The organism is Marinobacter zhejiangensis, assembly GCF_900114775.1.
GTDB lineage: Bacteria > Pseudomonadota > Gammaproteobacteria > Pseudomonadales > Oleiphilaceae > Marinobacter > Marinobacter zhejiangensis.
Window position 1 is genome coordinate 1 of sequence record NZ_FOUE01000006.1, and the last position, 16003, is coordinate 16003.

17 protein-coding genes are annotated in these 16003 nt (G+C 61.6%); 2 read left to right on the forward strand and 15 right to left on the reverse strand.

Annotated elements, in window-relative coordinates; genetic code table 11:
- Positions 1-8: 8 nt before the first annotated feature.
- From BMZ67_RS16145 to urtA, 15 genes are all read right to left on the reverse strand, one after another.
- Positions 9-1171 (reverse strand): IS3 family transposase gene (locus tag BMZ67_RS16145; protein WP_092020958.1). Its coding sequence is split into 2 segments (ribosomal slippage): positions 9-916 and positions 916-1171, totalling 1164 coding nucleotides; the frame shifts between segments, so codons are not numbered across the junction.
- 51 nt (positions 1172-1222) lie between these two features.
- Positions 1223-1903 carry a nuclease-related domain-containing protein gene (locus tag BMZ67_RS16150; protein ID WP_092025597.1) on the reverse strand — a complete coding sequence of 227 codons (681 nt, stop codon included), beginning with the start codon at positions 1901-1903 and terminating at the stop codon, positions 1223-1225.
- Between the two features lie 186 nt (positions 1904-2089).
- On the reverse strand, positions 2090-2665 hold the full coding sequence (locus BMZ67_RS16155) for a HupE/UreJ family protein (protein WP_092025600.1): 576 nt from the start codon (positions 2663-2665) through the stop codon (positions 2090-2092).
- Positions 2666-2709: 44 nt separating this feature from the next.
- A complete protein-coding gene (gene ureG, locus BMZ67_RS16160) occupies positions 2710-3348 on the reverse strand; it encodes an urease accessory protein UreG (protein WP_092025602.1) in 639 nt (212 codons plus the stop codon).
- Between the two features lie 193 nt (positions 3349-3541).
- On the reverse strand, positions 3542-4249 hold the full coding sequence (locus tag BMZ67_RS16165; protein ID WP_092025605.1) for an urease accessory protein UreF: 708 nt from the start codon (positions 4247-4249) through the stop codon (positions 3542-3544).
- Positions 4230-4760, reverse strand: a complete 531-nt coding sequence (ureE, locus tag BMZ67_RS16170; RefSeq protein ID WP_092025608.1) for an urease accessory protein UreE — start codon at positions 4758-4760, stop codon at positions 4230-4232. The genes BMZ67_RS16165 and ureE overlap by 20 nt, the downstream gene beginning before the upstream one ends.
- A gap of 34 nt (positions 4761-4794) precedes the next feature.
- Positions 4795-6498: an urease subunit alpha gene (ureC, locus tag BMZ67_RS16175; RefSeq protein ID WP_092025611.1), complete on the reverse strand. Its 1704-nt coding sequence runs from the start codon at positions 6496-6498 to the stop codon at positions 4795-4797.
- Positions 6499-6655: 157 nt separating this feature from the next.
- Positions 6656-6964 carry an urease subunit beta gene (locus BMZ67_RS16180; RefSeq protein ID WP_092025613.1) on the reverse strand — a complete coding sequence of 103 codons (309 nt, stop codon included), beginning with the start codon at positions 6962-6964 and terminating at the stop codon, positions 6656-6658.
- Between the two features lie 10 nt (positions 6965-6974).
- On the reverse strand, positions 6975-7277 hold the full coding sequence (gene ureA, locus BMZ67_RS16185) for an urease subunit gamma (protein WP_092025616.1): 303 nt from the start codon (positions 7275-7277) through the stop codon (positions 6975-6977).
- Between the two features lie 38 nt (positions 7278-7315).
- Complete coding sequence (locus BMZ67_RS16190) at positions 7316-8221, reverse strand: urease accessory protein UreD (RefSeq protein ID WP_092025619.1); 906 nt, start codon at positions 8219-8221, stop codon at positions 7316-7318.
- The gene (gene urtE, locus BMZ67_RS16195) at positions 8218-8916 is read right to left on the reverse strand and encodes an urea ABC transporter ATP-binding subunit UrtE (RefSeq protein ID WP_092025622.1); all 699 of its coding nucleotides are present in this window, start codon (positions 8914-8916) and stop codon (positions 8218-8220) included. Before urtE ends, BMZ67_RS16190 begins: the two co-directional genes overlap by 4 nt.
- A complete protein-coding gene (gene urtD, locus BMZ67_RS16200) occupies positions 8916-9740 on the reverse strand; it encodes an urea ABC transporter ATP-binding protein UrtD (protein ID WP_092025625.1) in 825 nt (274 codons plus the stop codon). The genes urtE and urtD overlap by 1 nt, the downstream gene beginning before the upstream one ends.
- Positions 9737-10873, reverse strand: coding sequence for an urea ABC transporter permease subunit UrtC (gene urtC / locus BMZ67_RS16205; protein ID WP_092025628.1), 1137 nt, complete (start codon positions 10871-10873; stop codon positions 9737-9739). Before urtC ends, urtD begins: the two co-directional genes overlap by 4 nt.
- Positions 10874-10876: 3 nt before the next feature.
- On the reverse strand, positions 10877-12478 hold the full coding sequence (urtB, locus tag BMZ67_RS16210) for an urea ABC transporter permease subunit UrtB (protein ID WP_092025631.1): 1602 nt from the start codon (positions 12476-12478) through the stop codon (positions 10877-10879).
- Between the two features lie 101 nt (positions 12479-12579).
- Positions 12580-13878 carry an urea ABC transporter substrate-binding protein gene (urtA, locus tag BMZ67_RS16215; RefSeq protein ID WP_092025634.1) on the reverse strand — a complete coding sequence of 433 codons (1299 nt, stop codon included), beginning with the start codon at positions 13876-13878 and terminating at the stop codon, positions 12580-12582.
- A gap of 357 nt (positions 13879-14235) precedes the next feature.
- Here urtA and BMZ67_RS16220 point away from each other — a divergent pair, with 357 nt between their 5' ends.
- On the forward strand, positions 14236-15252 hold the full coding sequence (locus BMZ67_RS16220) for a 2-dehydropantoate 2-reductase (RefSeq protein WP_092025638.1): 1017 nt from the start codon (positions 14236-14238) through the stop codon (positions 15250-15252).
- A 380-nt stretch (positions 15253-15632) separates the two neighbouring features.
- Entirely contained in the window at positions 15633-15929 is a 297-nt protein-coding gene (locus BMZ67_RS16230; RefSeq protein ID WP_092025642.1) for a ComEA family DNA-binding protein, read from the forward strand.
- Positions 15930-16003 lie beyond the last annotated feature (74 nt).

The window sequence follows — 16003 nt, forward strand, 5'->3', positions numbered from 1 at the left end:
TGTAGTGGTCAACTAATCCCGGACAGTATTTTAAGTTTTTCCTCGGCAGCAACCGGAGAAATGCCACCGTTGAATGAGTGTGGTCGCTGCCGGTTGTAGTAGCCCATCAGATAGCCACCAACATCCTTCTCTGCCTGCAACAGGCTTCGATATCCCAAGGCCGGTATCCACTCTGATTTCAGGCTTCGGAACAATCTCTCCATCGGTGCGTTGTCCCAACAGTTGCCGCGCCGGCTCATGCTTTGCGTCATCCGGTAGCGCCAGAGCCGCTGACGGAACTTGCGGCTGGCGTACTGGCTTCCCTGATCCGAGTGGAACATGACTTTTTCTGGTCGACCACGCTGTTCCCAAGCGTGATCCAGAGCTTTTACAACCAGATCAGCATCCGGACTGGAGGACATGCTCCAGCCAACGACCCGGCGTGCATAGAGATCCAGCACAACGGCCAGATAACTCCACCGCTGGCCGCTCCAGATGTAGGTAATGTCACCACACCAGACCTGGTTGGGCCGGTCCACTGCAAATTCACGAGCCAGATGGTTTGGGATATCCGGCCGTTCAACAGTGGCCTGCTTGTAAGCATGAGGGCCTGGTTGCTTGCAGATCAGCCCCAGTTCGCTCATCAGACGTCGAACCTTGAAGCGGCCAACGCTGATGCCTTCGTCGCTGAGCATGTCCTTAATCATCCGGCTGCCAGCAGAGCTGCGGCTCTTGGTGAACAAGCGGTTTACCCGAGCCTTCAGGGCCAGACGCTCAACGTCTATGTGGCTCTGCCGGTGGCGGTACTCGTAATAGCTGGAACGACTGATATCAAACGCTTCACAGACCAATTCCGTAGACTCCTGCTCCCTCAATCGGTCTATCAGCGCGTACGATTCATCTCGTCCGACATCAAGAGAGCAGTAGCCTTTTTTAATATGTCCTTCTCCCGTTCCAGCCGATTACAGCGGGCTTCCAGCTCTTGGATACGGCGTTGCTCCGGGGTAAGGGCCTTGCCCTTCGGGGTGATCCCTTCGCGTTCATCCGTTAGCTGTTGCACCCATCGCCGGAGGGCGCTTTCACCCACGCCCAGGGACGTACTCGCCTGGGCAATGGTGTAACCTTGATCCAGCACCAGGCTGGCTGCTTCCTGCTTGAATTCAGGAGTAAAGGAACGTCGCTTTCTGGTCATCAGACACCTCGTTTATGGTGGCGATCTTACCACCTTCGTTGGTGTCCGGAATCATTGAGCCACTACATTAGGACACCGTGGCTCACCCTCCTTCCTAGCCACAATCTCCCTAACATGCGCCGCATGTTCCCGATTCGTCCGAAACGAAGCCACCAACCGCCCTGACTCAACCTTCTCAACAACCTCCCTCACCTCATCCTCAGAAAGCACCAACTCCGAATGCGACTTAATAAACCGAATATACCCCCCACCCTGCGTCACATTCCCCGGCATCTCCGTCTTAAACGTCGAATCCCCCACAAACACCACCAACGAATGCATCTGCTGATCACCCAGCCCCAGCAGGCCCTGCAACGTCTTCACATGCTTGTAGTTCTGATGCAGCGGATTCTGAAACTTCTGCGAGTGCTTGAAGATCTTCTGCGTCCAATACCGCTGATTTGGCTTACCAAAGATCCACCCCTTCATGTTCTTGGTTTCCACCACAAACACCCCATACCGGGAAACAATGATGTAATCGATCTGGGTGGTGCCGTCTTCGGTGGGCAGGGTGACGTTCTTGATCAGGTGGTAGCGGGTCTTATCGAGGAACAGGCGGGCAGAGGCATTAACCAGGAACTCGCCGGCTTTGCCCTTAAACCAAGGCGACTTGAGGATGCCCGCCAGGATGGCAAGCGGGATCAGATACCAGAGAGCGGTAAAAAGAGGCTGTAGAACCGGGGAGAAGTCCATCCGTTATCCCTAACAGAAAACATGCGAGTCCGTTTCGTTTGACTACACATTAGACCAATATTCCCGATCTGTCATAGGGCACACTGCAAAAAATCGTTAACAAACAACGCCTAATAAAAAAGCCGCATGGTTTCCCTTGCGGCTTTTGTTGTGAAGATTGCCGTATTAGCACGGCATCTGGCGCGATCAGGCAGCGGCGAGCATGCCTCCGGCCACCACCACAGCCCCACCCAATGCACGGGTGACGCGGTTATCCGCCTTGAGCATCAACACCCCCAGCCCCCGGCCAGCAAACGTAATAGCCAACGTAGCAACCGTAAACCCACTCAAATAAGCCACCAACGCAGCCCCCGCCGGCATCTCCGCCCCATGGGCAAACCCATGAAACACCATAAACGCCCCAACCAGGGAGCCACCCACGGCAGTCGGCAGCTTGGCCAGCGTCGCAATCAGAATCCCCGCCAGCAGCACGGAGAAGGTAATGCCGGTTTCCACACCCGGCAGGCTCAGCCCACCCCAAGCCAGCACCGCGCCCAGGATCATGCCGCCGATCACAAAGGCCGGGGTGGCGTTTTTCAGGGTGGTGCTCTGGCGCACACTCCAGAAACCGATGGCCGCCATGGCCAGCAGGTGGTCCAGGCCCAGCATGGGGTGCAGCAGGCCGCTGGTGAAGCCGCCGGTGCCATGGCCGGTGTGGGCGGAAGCGGCGGTGGAGGCGGCCAGCAGGGCGGCGGCGCTCAGCAGTTTGGTTGCCAGTTTCATAGTCGTTCTCCTAAACAGTCTGGTGTGTCTTGTCCAATTCGGAATCAGGCGCTTTCGGCCAGTTTTTCGGGCCTTCTTTCCGGCAACATGCCTCTTTCGAGGATGAACGAGATGATTTCGTCCAAACCAACGCCGTCATACAGGTTGGTAAACACAAACGGCCGCTCGCCGCGCATCTTCTTGGAATCCCGCTCCATCACCTCCAGGGAGGCGTGGACCTGTTCGGCAATGTCGATCTTGTTGATGATCAGCAGGTCGGATTTGGTGATACCGGGGCCGCCTTTGCGGGGGATCTTGTCGCCGGCGGAGACGTCGATGACGTACAGGGTGAGGTCGGACAGTTCCGGGCTGAAGGTGGCGGAGAGGTTGTCGCCGCCGGATTCCACCAGCACCAGTTCCAGGCCCGGGTGGCGGGACTGGAGGTCGTCGATGGCTGCCAGGTTCATGGAGGCGTCCTCACGGATGGCGGTGTGCGGGCAGCCGCCGGTTTCCACGCCGAGGATGCGGTCGGCGTCGAGGGCTTCGTGGCGCAGCAGGAAGTCGGCGTCTTCGCGGGTGTAGATGTCGTTGGTGACCACGGCGATGTTGTAGTGGTCCCGCAGGGCTTTGCACAACTGGCGCAGCAGGGCGGTTTTGCCGGAGCCGACGGGGCCGCCGACGCCTACTCGTAAACAATGTGTCATGGGTTATTCCTCTTCGTCGCTAATTCGTTTATCTCGTTGACTCCGTGAAGCGCGGCAAGTGGGGCGGTCCTTCCGGGACTCGCTCAAGCACATCCATGTGGCGCTCGAGCTCCGCCATCCATGGCTCCGCACGGTCCCGGAAGGACCGCCCCACTCGCCACGCCATAGTTCGGAGTGGCATTCCAATCTGTCTTCAGCTCCGAAAGAGCCTTGAATACTGTGTTTCGTGTAAGGCACTGCCGAGGGCGAGCCCTGGTAGTACCGGTCCTAATTCGTCATCACTCAGGCCCAAAGCCTTGTCCACCGCAGCCACCAGTTTCGGCCGTAGATGCTCGGTCAGCCGTTGGGCGGCGGTGTGGCCCAGGGGCATGGCTTTGCAGGCGACGGCGAGCTGGTTTTCCAGCCAGGCCCAGGCGAAGCCCAGCAGGGTCTGGCGTACCGGAACCTGTCTGAGGTGCGCGGCCCAGGCGAAGACGGTGACGTACCCCGGTTCCGGGGGCAGTTCGCCGTCGCTCGCTTGAGGCAGCAGCTCCAGGCTCTTGAGCAGGCGGACCAGGGCCGCGCCGAGGCGGACGTCTTCGTCGGTCAGTTCGGCGGTTTCGCGGGTGGCGTGGAGCCATTGGTTCCAGTTGGCCACGGTGGAGCTGTCGCCTTCGGCCCAGGCGGTTTGCAGCCGGGCCAGCAGGGGCAGTTCGCAGCGGGTGAGGCCGTCGTCCAGTACGCCTTCCAGCCATTGCCCCAGTTCGGCCTCGTTGGTTACCCACTGCAGCTCAAAGGCGCTTTCCAGGCCCTGGGACCATGCGAAGGCGCCGATGGGCAGGGCCGGGCTGACCAGTTGCAGCAGGCCCAGTAGGGCCAGGTCGCCGGTTGGGCTGTCGGTGTTAGTGATGGCTGTGGCCATGACTGTGTCCGTGGTCATGATCGTGACTGTGTGAGTGGCCGTGTCCGTGACCATGGCTGTGGCCCTGTCCGGCTTGTGCGTAGGCGCCCGGTTCCGGGTCGAACGGGGCCTGGTGGTGGACGACGGTGGCGCCGAGGCGTTCGGCCAGTTCTTCCAGTACGTGGTCGGGCGGGAAGCGGACCCAACTGCCCTGGTCATCCTGCCCTATCGCCAGCGACACGTGGCGGTTGCCCAGGTGGTAGCACAGCCTGGCCAGTGGCAGGCCGGATTCGATGCGGGCGGTGACCACCGGTTCGTCGGCGGCGCGGATGCGGACGACCTCGCCGCCCTTGGCCATCAGGTGGTCCCCTTCCCGCAGCACCGGGCCACGGTCGAGGAACAGGCCGATGTCGTGGCCGTTGTCGGTGGTGGCCCGCAGGCGGCCACGGATGCGTAGCTCGTACGGCAGGGTCAGGGTGTCCAGTACCTCGGCTTTTTCCACCGGGGCGATGCGTTGATTCATTTCCAGCATTTTGTTTCTCCTCTCGCAGGCTCAGGGCGTTCCATCAGAACAGGTGGTAGCGCTGGGCCAGCGGCAGTTCGGCGGCGGGCTCGCAGGTGAGCAGTTCGCCGTCGGCGTGTACTTCGTAGGTCTGTGGGTCCACGGTGAGGTGTGGGCAGGCGTCGTTGAGTTTCATGTCGCCCTTGCGCACGTCCCTTACGCCCTTGCAGGCAGACAGCGGGCTGTCCAGCCCCAGCTCTGCCCCGATGTTAGCGTCCAGCGCGGCCTGGCTGACGAAGGTCAGGCGGGTGGCACTGGCGGCCTTGCCGTAGGCCCCGAACATGGGGCGGTAATGCACCGGCTGGGGCGTGGGGATGGAGGCGTTGGGGTCGCCCATGGGGGCGGCTGCGATCATTCCGCCCTTGAGGATGCAGGCGGGTTTGACGCCGAAGAACGCCGGGCTCCACAGCACCAGGTCGGCCAGCTTACCCACTTCCACCGAGCCGACGTCATGGGCGATGCCGTGGGTGATGGCGGAGTTGATGGTGTACTTGGCGATGTAGCGTTTGGCGCGGAAGTTGTCGGCGCCCAGGTCCTGGTCTTCCGGCAGCAGGCCGCGCTGGACTTTCATCTTGTGGGCGGTCTGCCAGGTGCGGCACACCACTTCCCCTACCCGGCCCATGGCCTGGGAGTCGGAGGAGATCATGGAGATCACGCCCAGGTCGTGGAGGATGTCTTCGGCGGCGATGGTCTCGCGGCGAATGCGGGAGTCGGCGAAGGCGACGTCTTCCGGGATGTTGGGGTCGAGGTGGTGGCACACCATCAGCATGTCCAGGTGTTCGTCCACGGTGTTCACGGTGTAGGGCCGTGTGGGGTTGGTGGAGGACGGCAGTACGTAGTCCTTGGAGCAGGCGGTGATGATGTCCGGGGCGTGGCCGCCGCCAGCGCCTTCGGTGTGGAAGGTGTGGATGCAGCGGCCCTTGAAGGCGGCCAGGGTGTCTTCCACAAAGCCGGATTCGTTGAGGGTGTCGGTGTGGATGGCCACTTGCACGTCGTACTGGTCGGCCACGGTGAGGCAGTTGTCGATGGAGGCGGGGGTGGTGCCCCAGTCTTCGTGCAGTTTGAGGCCGATGACGCCGGCTTTGATCTGGGCTTCGAGGGCTTCCGGCAGGGAGGCGTTGCCTTTGCCGAGGAAGCCGATGTTCATGGGCAGTTCGTCCACGGCCTGGAGCATTTTGCCGATGTGCCAGGCACCGGGGGTGCAGGTGGTGGCGTTGGTGCCGGTGGCGGGGCCGGTGCCGCCGCCGAGCATGGTGGTGATGCCACTCATCAGGGCTTCTTCTACCTGCTGGGGGCAGATGAAGTGGATGTGGGGGTCGATGCCGCCGGCGGTGAGGATTTTGCCTTCTCCGGCGATGATTTCGGTGCCGGGGCCGATGACGATCTGGACGTCGGGCTGGGTGTCGGGGTTGCCGGCTTTGCCGATGGCGGCGATGCGGCCTTTCTGGATGCCGACGTCGGCTTTGACGATGCCCCACCAGTCGAGGATGAGGGCGTTGGTGATGACGGTGTCCATCACGCTGTCGTCGTTGCGCTGGCTTTGGCCCATGCCGTCGCGGATGACTTTGCCGCCGCCGAATTTTACTTCGTCGCCGTAGTGGGTATGGTCTTGTTCGACTTCGATCCACAGGTCGGTGTCGCCCAGGCGGACGCGGTCACCCACGGTGGGGCCGTACATGTCGGCGTAGGCTTGTCTGCTGATTTTCATGTTTAGCCTCTTAGATTTTTTGTCCGTGCAAGAGCCGGGCAGGTAGCCCCTTCCGGGACTCGCTCCTTCGGCACATCCATGTGACGCTCGAGCTCCGCCATCCATGGCTCCGCACGGTCCCGGAAGGGGCTACCTGCCCGCCTCCCAGAAACATGAGTTAGTCCAGTTTGCCCATCACATCGCCACGGAAGCCGTAAATCTCGCGCCCGCCTGCATACGGGATCAGGGTGACTTCGCGGGTCTGGCCAGGTTCGAAGCGGATGGCGGTGCCGGCGGCAATGTCGAGGCGCTGGCCCCGGGCCACGTCGCGGTCGAATTCCAGGGCCGGGTTGGCTTCGGCAAAGTGGTAGTGGGAGCCGATCTGCACTGGGCGGTCGCCGGTGTTGGAGACTTCAATGGTGGTGCGTTCGCGGCCGGCGCAGAGTTCGATGTCGCCGTCTTTCAGTTGGTATTCGCCGGGAATCATCACTAAACCCTCAGACGATTGGATTGTGGACGGTGACGAGTTTGGTGCCATCGGGAAAAGTGGCTTCCACTTGTACTTCGTGGATCATGTCGGCCACGCCGTCCATGACGTCGTCTCGGGTGAGGATGTCGGTGCCGGAGCTCATGAGTTCAGCCACGGAGCGGCCGTCGCGGGCGCCTTCCATGATTTCGGCGCTGATCAGGGCGATGGCTTCGGGGTAGTTGAGTTTGAGGCCACGGGCCTTGCGGCGTTCGGCCAGCAGTGCGGCGGTGAACAGCAGCAGTTTGTCTTTGTCTCTGGGTGTTAGCTCCATTGCTAAAGCTCCGTTCTTCGTTGTCGTTGGTTGGCCGATCAGGTCAGCCAGATTCTTGGTATATGGGCGGTCAGGCCGGTGAGCCGTGGCCGCAGGGTTTCCCAGGCTTGTTGGCACAGCGCCCAGGCTTCGTTGCGTTCGTTGCCCAGGTAGCGCAGCAGCACCACGCCTCGGCGGCGGGTGATGGCCCAGCGGTTGGAGTTGGGCAGAGCCTCGCGGACGGCTTCGATGGCGTCGGTTTCGTCGTCCAGCCCGACCGCCCATAAAGTGGCCTGGACGGTGGCGCCGCCCTGCCCCCATTTACCGGCAAAGCGCGGGTGGTTTGGGTCCAGCGGTTGGCGTTCCAGCCACAGGGGTTGGCCGTCGAGGGTCAGGCGGAAGCGCTGTTCCAAATGTCCGGAGACGAACGGCAACCGGCTGGCCGGGCGGCCGAGGGCGAGGATTTCCCAGCCCAGGGTGCGGGCGCCGGTGGCCAGTTCGATGGTGGTGCTTTGTTCGCCGCGGGAGCCGTCGAAGGCGAGGGTTTCTTGGGGCAGGTATTCGAGGATGGCGTCTTTGGCCACCGTCAAATGGGTGTGCTGGGCCCAGGCGACGCCGTGGCTGTCGGCTTTGTAGAGCTTGGCCGCCGCCGGGGTGGTGAGCAGGGCGTGACTGCCCTCACCCACGGTGGCGTCGATCGTGAGGGCGTCGCCACTGACCAGCCCACCGGGCGGGTGCAGCAGGTAGACGTGACAGCAGCCTGTACGCCCTTCCGGGTAGAAGGGGCGCTGGACCCGCAGCGGGCCGCTGTGGTGGCGTTTGGTCAGGCGGGTGACCCGGTCGCCGTGTTCCAGCCGGGATTCGAAACCGAGGGACAGGCTCGCCGCCCAGCGCCGGCCTGCGTCGAAACGGTGGCCGGAGTCGTTGGCGGCGGCGAGTGCCTGTAAGTTCGGGAAGGCGGTCATACCGTCAGGTGCTGCTTGATGAGTTCGTCGGACAGCTCGCCAATTTCGCCCTGGGCCACGCGGCGGCCCCGGTCGAGGATGGCGAAGCGGTCGGCGTACTTGCGGGCGAACGGCAGTTTCTGTTCCACCAGCAATACGGTGAGGCCGTCTTCGGCAATCAGCTTGCGGATGACCTCGCCGATCTGCGCGACGATGTTGGGCTGGATGCCTTCACCGGGCTCGTCGAGGATCAGCAGTTTCGGTTCGATCACCAGCGCCCGGCCAATGGCCAGTTGTTGCTGTTGGCCGCCGGAGAGGTCACCGCCACGGCGGTTCTTCATTTCCTTGAGCACCGGGAACAGCTCGTAGATGCGCTCGGGGATCTGCTTGCTGCTGTCCTTGCGGGCGGCGAGGCCGGTGCGCAGGTTCTCTTCCACCGTCAGCAGCGGGAAGATCTGCCGGCCCTGAGGGACATAGCCGATGCCGAGGCGGGAGCGGTCTTCCACTTTTTGCTGGGTGAGTTCTACCCCACCGTTGTAGCTGAGGGTGCCGTCTTTCACAGACTCTTCGCCCATGATGCACTTCATCAGCGTGGTCTTGCCCACACCGTTGCGGCCCATCACGCAGGTGCACTGGCCCTTGGGTACGTCCAGTTCCAGGTCCCACAGGGTGTGGCTTTCGCCGTAGAACTGGTTGAGTTTGTCCACTTTCAGCATCAGGCGCCCTCCCCCAGGTAGACTTCGATGACTTTCCGGTCGTTGGAGACCTGATCCATGGTGCCTTCCGCCAGCACGCTGCCCTGGTGCAGGACGGTGACTTTCTTGGCGATGGAGCGGACGAAGCCCATGTCATGCTCGACCACCACCACCGACTGTTCGCCGGCGAGGCTGGTGAGCAGTTCGGCGGTGCGTTCCATTTCCTGCTCGGTCATACCGGCCACCGGCTCGTCCACCAGCAGCAGCCGTGGCTTCTGCATCAGCAACATGCCGATTTCCAGCCACTGTTTCTGGCCGTGGGAGAGGATGCCCGCTTCGCGGTTGCGGAGCTGGCTGAGGCCGATGAGTTTGAGCACCTCGTCGATGCGGTCCCGGTGCTCGCCGGAGAGGCGGGCGGTCAGGGTTTGCAGTACACGCTTGTCAGCCGCCATGGCCAGTTCGAGGTTTTCGAATACCGTCAGCGCCTCGAACACGGTCGGCTTCTGGAACTTGCGGCCGATGCCGAGGGTGGCGATGTCCGGCTCGTTCATGGTGAGCAGGTTGTGACGGCTGCCGAACCACACCGAGCCGGTGTCCGGTCGGGTCTTGCCGGTGATGATGTCCATCATCGTGGTCTTGCCGGCGCCGTTCGGCCCAATGATGCAACGCAATTCACCGTCGTCGATGGTGAGGTTGAGGTTGTTGATGGCCTTGAAGCCGTCGAAACTCACGCTGACGTCTTCGAGGTAGAGGATCGGGCCATGGCGCACGTCCACCGGGGACGCCGCCGGGGCCAGGAATTCAAACACCCGATCACGGTTGGACAGTTCCTGGAAGATGCTCATGCGGTGACCTCCTGACCGGTAACCTGGTCGTCGTCATCCGCCTTCTTGCGACGTCGTAGCAAGCCGGCGATGCCCTTGGGCAGCAACACGGTGACCAGCACAAACAGGCCGCCGAGGGCGAACAGCCAGGCATCTGGCATGACACCGGTGAACACGGTCTTGGCGTAGTTGACCAGCAGGGCGCCAATGACGGCACCGTACAGGGTGGCACGACCACCAAGGGCGACCCACACCACCACCTCGATGGAGAACAGCGGCGAGAATTCGCTGGGGTTGATGATGCCCACTTGCGGTACGTACAGGGCACCGGCCACGCCCGCCAGCATGGCGGAGACCACGAACACGAACAGTTGCACCCGCTCGACCCGGTAGCCGATGAAGCGGGTACGGGCTTCGGCATCCCGGCAGGCCACACTGACCCGGCCCAGTTTGCTGAGCACGATGCCACGGCAGACCACGTAGCCAATGGCCAGGGCGATGCCGGTGGCGATGAACAGCCCCAGGCGGGTGGCGTCGGAACGCAGATCAAAGCCAAGGATGTCCTTGAAGTCGGTGAGGCCGTTGTTGCCGCCGAAGCCCATCTCGTTACGGAAGAACGCCAGCATCAGCGCGAAGGTCAGCGCCTGGGTGATGATCGACAGATACACCCCGGTGACCCGTGAGCGGAACGCCAGGAAACCAAACACCAGCGCCAGCAGGCCCGGTGCCAGCAGCACCATCGCAAAGGCGAACCAGGCCATGTCGAAGCCGTGCCAGAACCAGGGCAGTTCCTGCCAATTCAGGAACACCATGAAGTCCGGCAGGACCGGATCACCGTAGACGCCGCGATCACCGATCTGCCGCATCAGGTACATGCCCATGGCGTAGCCGCCGAGGGCAAAGAAGGCACCGTGGCCCAGGCTGAGGATACCGAGGTAACCCCAGACCAGGTCGACGGCCACCGCCAGCAGGGCGTAGCACAGGTACTTGCCCAGCAGGGTGACGGTGTAGGCACTGACGTGCAGGGCGTGATCTTCCGGGAACACCAGGTGCAGTATCGAGACCAGTGCCACCGCGCCGATCAGGATACCGAGGAACAGTTGTGTGGAACGCTCGTTAAAGGGACGCAGCAGCCACGATTGTGATGAAGACATAGCTTAACCCTCTGCCGCGCGGCCCTTCTGCGGAAAGAGTCCCCGCGGGCGTTTCTGGATGAACAGGATGATGAAGACCAGCACCACGATCTTGGCCAGGACCGCACCGGCCCAGGGTTCCAGAATCTGGTTGATGGTGCCGAGGGAAAGGCCGGCCACCAGGGTGCCCCAGAGGTTACCGACGCCGCCGAACACCACCACCATGAACGAATCGATGATGTAGCTCTGGCCCAAATTAGGACCAACGTTGGTGATCTGTGACAGCGCCACGCCCGCCAGACCGGCCACGCCGGAGCCCAGACCAAAGGTAAGGATGTCCACCTTGGTGGCCTTGATGCCCATGGAGCGGGCCATGGCGCGGTTCTGGGTGACGGCGCGGACTTCCAGGCCGAGGCGGGTTTTGCGCATGATCAGCATCAGCCCGGCGAATACCACCAGCGCGAAGCCGATGACGTAGAGCCGGTTGAGGGTGAGTGACAGCGCCTCGTTAATCATCAGCGAGCCGCTCATCCAGTCCGGGGTGACCACCGAACGGTTGAGGGGGGAAATCACGGTACGCACCAGTTGCTGCAGGATCAGGCTGACGCCAAAGGTGGCCAGCAGGGTTTCCAGCGGGCGGCCCTTGAGGTGCTGGATCACGGTACGTTCGATGGCGATACCGGCCAGCGCGGCGACAAGGAAGCCGGCGGGAATGGACAGAATCAGCGCCAACCCCGGCTGGCCCGGCAGCAGCTGCTGCATGCCCCAGGTGGTGTAGGCGCCGAGCATGATCAGCTCGCCGTGGGCCATGTTGATCACGCCCATCACGCCAAAGGTGATGGCCAGACCAATGGCCGCCAGCACCAGCACCGAGCCGAGGGACAGGCCGAAGTACAGGGTTTCAGCGGCGCTGTTGAGTTTGAGTTTGGTTTCAATACTTTCCAGGGCCTTGCTGGCGGCAGCGGCCAGTTCGGGGTTGTCGCCTTGGGCGGCATTGTTGAGTGCAACGCGGGCCTGGGCATTGAGGCTGCCGGACAGCACCGCGACGGCGGCGAGATCGCCCTGCTCCACCCGGTGGATGGCCAGGGCTTCTTCCAGGGCGGCGCGGACGTCGCTGTCGCCTTCGGTCGTCAGCAGAGAGACCACCTGCTCTGCCAGCACGGCATCGACCTCGCCTTTCAGGGCGCGGGCGGCGGCGAGGCGGGTGTCGGCGTTATCCACGGTCAGGTCGATGACCGAGAGCAGGCCTTCCACTTCTTTACGCAGTGCATTGTTGATGCGGAGCTTGTCGATGTTGCGACGGGACATTTCGCCGAGTTCTTCGCCGCTGAGGGCATCGGCCACGGTCCAGTCACGGCCACGGTTGGTGAGCACAATAACGAACTGGCCGGTGTCCTTGGTCTGGCTGAGCTTGCCATCGGCGTAAGCTTCCAGCCAGGTTCGGGCGCGCTCATCGCCACTGCTGGCGATGTCGCTGATGATCTGTTCTTTCTGGGCATAGGAGGAGTCAGCCAGGGCCTGAAGCAGCGCTGTGGCTTCGCTGTCGCTGGTCTGGGCATGGGCCACGGACGAGACGGTCAGCGCAAGGAACAGCAGCAGGCTGGTGAGCGATCGCAGGATGCTCATGGGGGTCTTCCTTGGGCAAATGGTTGGTACGGTTGTTGGCAACCCGGTTGGTTATGGGGGCGCCCCGCACAGCGGAGCGCCCTATCTGATCTCAGCCAGACTTATTCGGCAGCTTCGTCAGCGGCGCCGCCACAGCTGTGCGTAGCCACGTTGTAGTTGCCGCACTCCAGAGGCTTGCGCCAGTCACTGATCAGGTCCTTGGAACCCGGCAGGAAGTCAGACCAGGCGTCGCCAGCCACGGTGGACGGGGTTTCCCACACCACCTCGAACTGGCCGTTGTCCTGGATCTCACCAATCAGCACCGGCTTGGTGATGTGATGGTTCGGCATCATGGTGGCGTAACCGCCGGTCAGGTTGGGTACGGTGACCCCGATGATGGCGTCCTTGACCGCATCCACGTCGGCGGTACCGGCTTTCTCAACGGCGTCCACCCACATGTTGAAGCCGATGAAGTGCGCTTCCATGGGATCGTTGGTCACGGCGTCTTCGTTCCCGGTGTAGGCGGTCCAGGCGTCGATGAACTCGTAGTTGGCGTCGCTCTCAACGCTCATGAAGTAGTTCCAGGCCGCCAGGTGACCCACCAGCGGAGCCGTGTCGATGCCGGACAGTTCCTGCTCACCCACCGAGAACGCCACCACCGGGATGTCGGCCGCATCGATGCCCTGGTTGCCCAGTTCGCGGTAGAACGGAACGTTGGCATCGCCGTTAATGGTGGAGACCACTGCGGTCTTCTGGCCTTCGCTGCCAAACTTCTTGATGTCAGCAACAATGGACTGCCAGTTGGAGTGACCGAACGGGGTGTAGTTGATCATGATGTCTTCTTCAGCGACGCCATGGTCCCGCAGGTAGGTCTCAAGGATCTTGTTGGTGGTGCGGGGGTAAACGTAATCGGTACCCGCCAGCACCCAGCGCTCGACACCCAGCTCATTCATCAGGTAGTCCACCGCTGGAATCGCCTGCTGGTTGGGCGCGGCGCCGGTGTAAAACACGTTTTCGGAGGATTCCTCTCCTTCGTACTGGACCGGGTAGAACAGCAGGCCGTTCAACTCTTCCACCACCGGCAGTACGGATTTACGGGAAACGGAGGTCCAGTTGCCGAAGATGACGTCAACCTCTTCCTTCTCCAACAGCTCGCGGGCTTTTTCCGCAAACAACGGCCAGTTGGAAGCCGGGTCTACCACCACCGGTTCGAGCTGACGCCCCAGCACACCACCGGCTTCGTTCTGCTGTTCGATCAGCATCAGCATGGTGTCTTTCAGGGTGGATTCACTGATGGCCATGGTGCCGGACAGGGAATGGAGAATACCGACCTTGATGGGGTCATCAGCGGCCAGCGCGTTCAGGGAGATGGAAAGGGCAAGAGCAGAGAGTCCGGTTTTAACGTGCTTTTTAATAGTCATTGCTGTGCATCCGTTTCAGTTGGTTTGCTTGCACTTCTCGAAATCGCGTACAGGCAATTGCATCCGTCGTTCCACAGCAATTTTTTATTATATAAATCATAGAGATATGACAAAAAACCAGCACTTGAAACAGGTCGCAGCCGCTCCTCCGTGCACCGCAACGGAGCGGGCTACCGGGCATAGCCCCAAAACTGAGCATTTTCCGCAACTTGCATCGCACCATCACGGAGCGGGCGTCCTGAGCCAAACCACCAATACACATCTAATTAGTTGTTATAAAAAGATATTTATTTAAATTTGACTTGTCACACAGGCCCTCTAAAGTACATAGCTCGCTAACAACAAAAAGCCGTAACCATGACACCCTGCAAAATCGTTATCTTTGGCGCCGGCAGCATCGGCTGCTATATCGGAGCTCGCCTGCTATCCGCCGGGGCGGATGTCACCTTCGTTGGCCGCCCCCGCATGCAGGAGACCCTGCGGCAACACCCCCTGGTCGCCACCGACTATCAGGGCTTTCGCTCAGAACTGCAGCTGCAGGACCACCAGTATGTGACCACTGCGGAAGCGGCGGCCGAGGCCGACCTGGTGCTGGTCACCGTAAAGTCGGCCGCCACCGAGGAAGCCGGCCAGGCACTGGCTGCCCATGTCCGCCCGGGGATTCCGGTGATCAGTTTCCAGAACGGCATTTCCAACGCCCAGCGCCTGCAGGACACCCTGCCCCAGGCCTGCGTACTGGCGGGTATGGTGCCGTTCAACGTGCTTCAGCAGCACCCCGGACACTTCCACCACGGCACTGAAGGCCACCTGATGGCCGCCACTCACCCGGGCGTTGAACCAGCCCTGCCCTGGTTTGATAAGGCTGGCCTGAGTTTGGAACTAAGGGATGACATGCCATCGGTCATGTGGTCGAAGCTGCTGCTCAACCTCAACAACCCGATCAACGCCCTGTCTGGCGTGCCGCTGGTGGAAGAGCTGTCACAGCGGGACTACCGGCGCTGCCTCGCCATGGCCCAGGACGAAACCATCCGGCTGCTGGATGCCGCCGGGGTGCCCATCATCAACCTGACCGGCGTGCCCACCCGCATGATTCCGAAACTCATGCGTCTGCCGGACTGGCTGTTTACCCGCCTGGCCAAGAAGATGCTGACCATCGACCCGGTTGCCCGGTCGTCAATGTGGGAAGACCTGGAGGCAGGCCGGCCAACGGAAGTGGACTGGATCAACGGTGAGGTGGTTCGCCTGGCACAGTCCCTGGGCCGGTCGGCGCCGGTCAACGAGCAGCTGACCGCCCTGGTGCACCAGTGTGAACAGGAGCGTAAGGCCTGGCCGGCAAACGGGTTATTGAATGCACTGACCCAAGCCAGCACATGAACCTCAACGTAAGCCAGTAAAAGGATTACGTAGCTGTAAGCCATATCTCACAGCCACCGTCTGCAATGTCCCGTTTGCCCCAGCCGAGGCCGGCGTAGAATAGAAAGGGTCAAGGATGACCAGCCTGCACGGACGCAGGCACAAGGATGAAGGGACTGCTCCACAGGATGTGGGCGTACAGGGACGAACGCGCAAGGACTCGCGCAGCCTGAAGGATCAGGCGGTTGGCCGGCTGCGGAAAGGAATAACAGGGACAGTGTTCCTCTCCGAGCCCCATCTCCTCTCACTCTTCTCGTTTTATCAAGGATTACCGACTCTGTTTCTCCTGTTCAGTCTTGGGTCAGTCACTGACGCCAACCTATAACTACAGGAGAAAACCGATGAATCGAAATCCAGTTCTGGCCGCCCTTGTTCTACTGCTATCCCTGCTGGCCGCTCCCGGCTATGCCACCGAAGAACCCGACACCACCACAGTTATCAGCAGCGCCATAAATATCAACACTGCCACCGCTGAACAACTGACCAGTCTGGACGGTATTGGGCAGAGCAAGGCCGAAGCCATCATCGCCTACCGCGACAGCCATGGCCCGTTCCAAAGCCCGGAAGACCTGGCCAACGTTCGCGGTATTGGTGAGCGCACGGTTGCCCGCAATGCCGACCGCGTGACAGTGGAGTAACACCCGCCGATTTCCGGAAAATGGGCTAGACAGCCCCGCTCCCGCTGCCTATCGTGAATTTATGACCACGAATG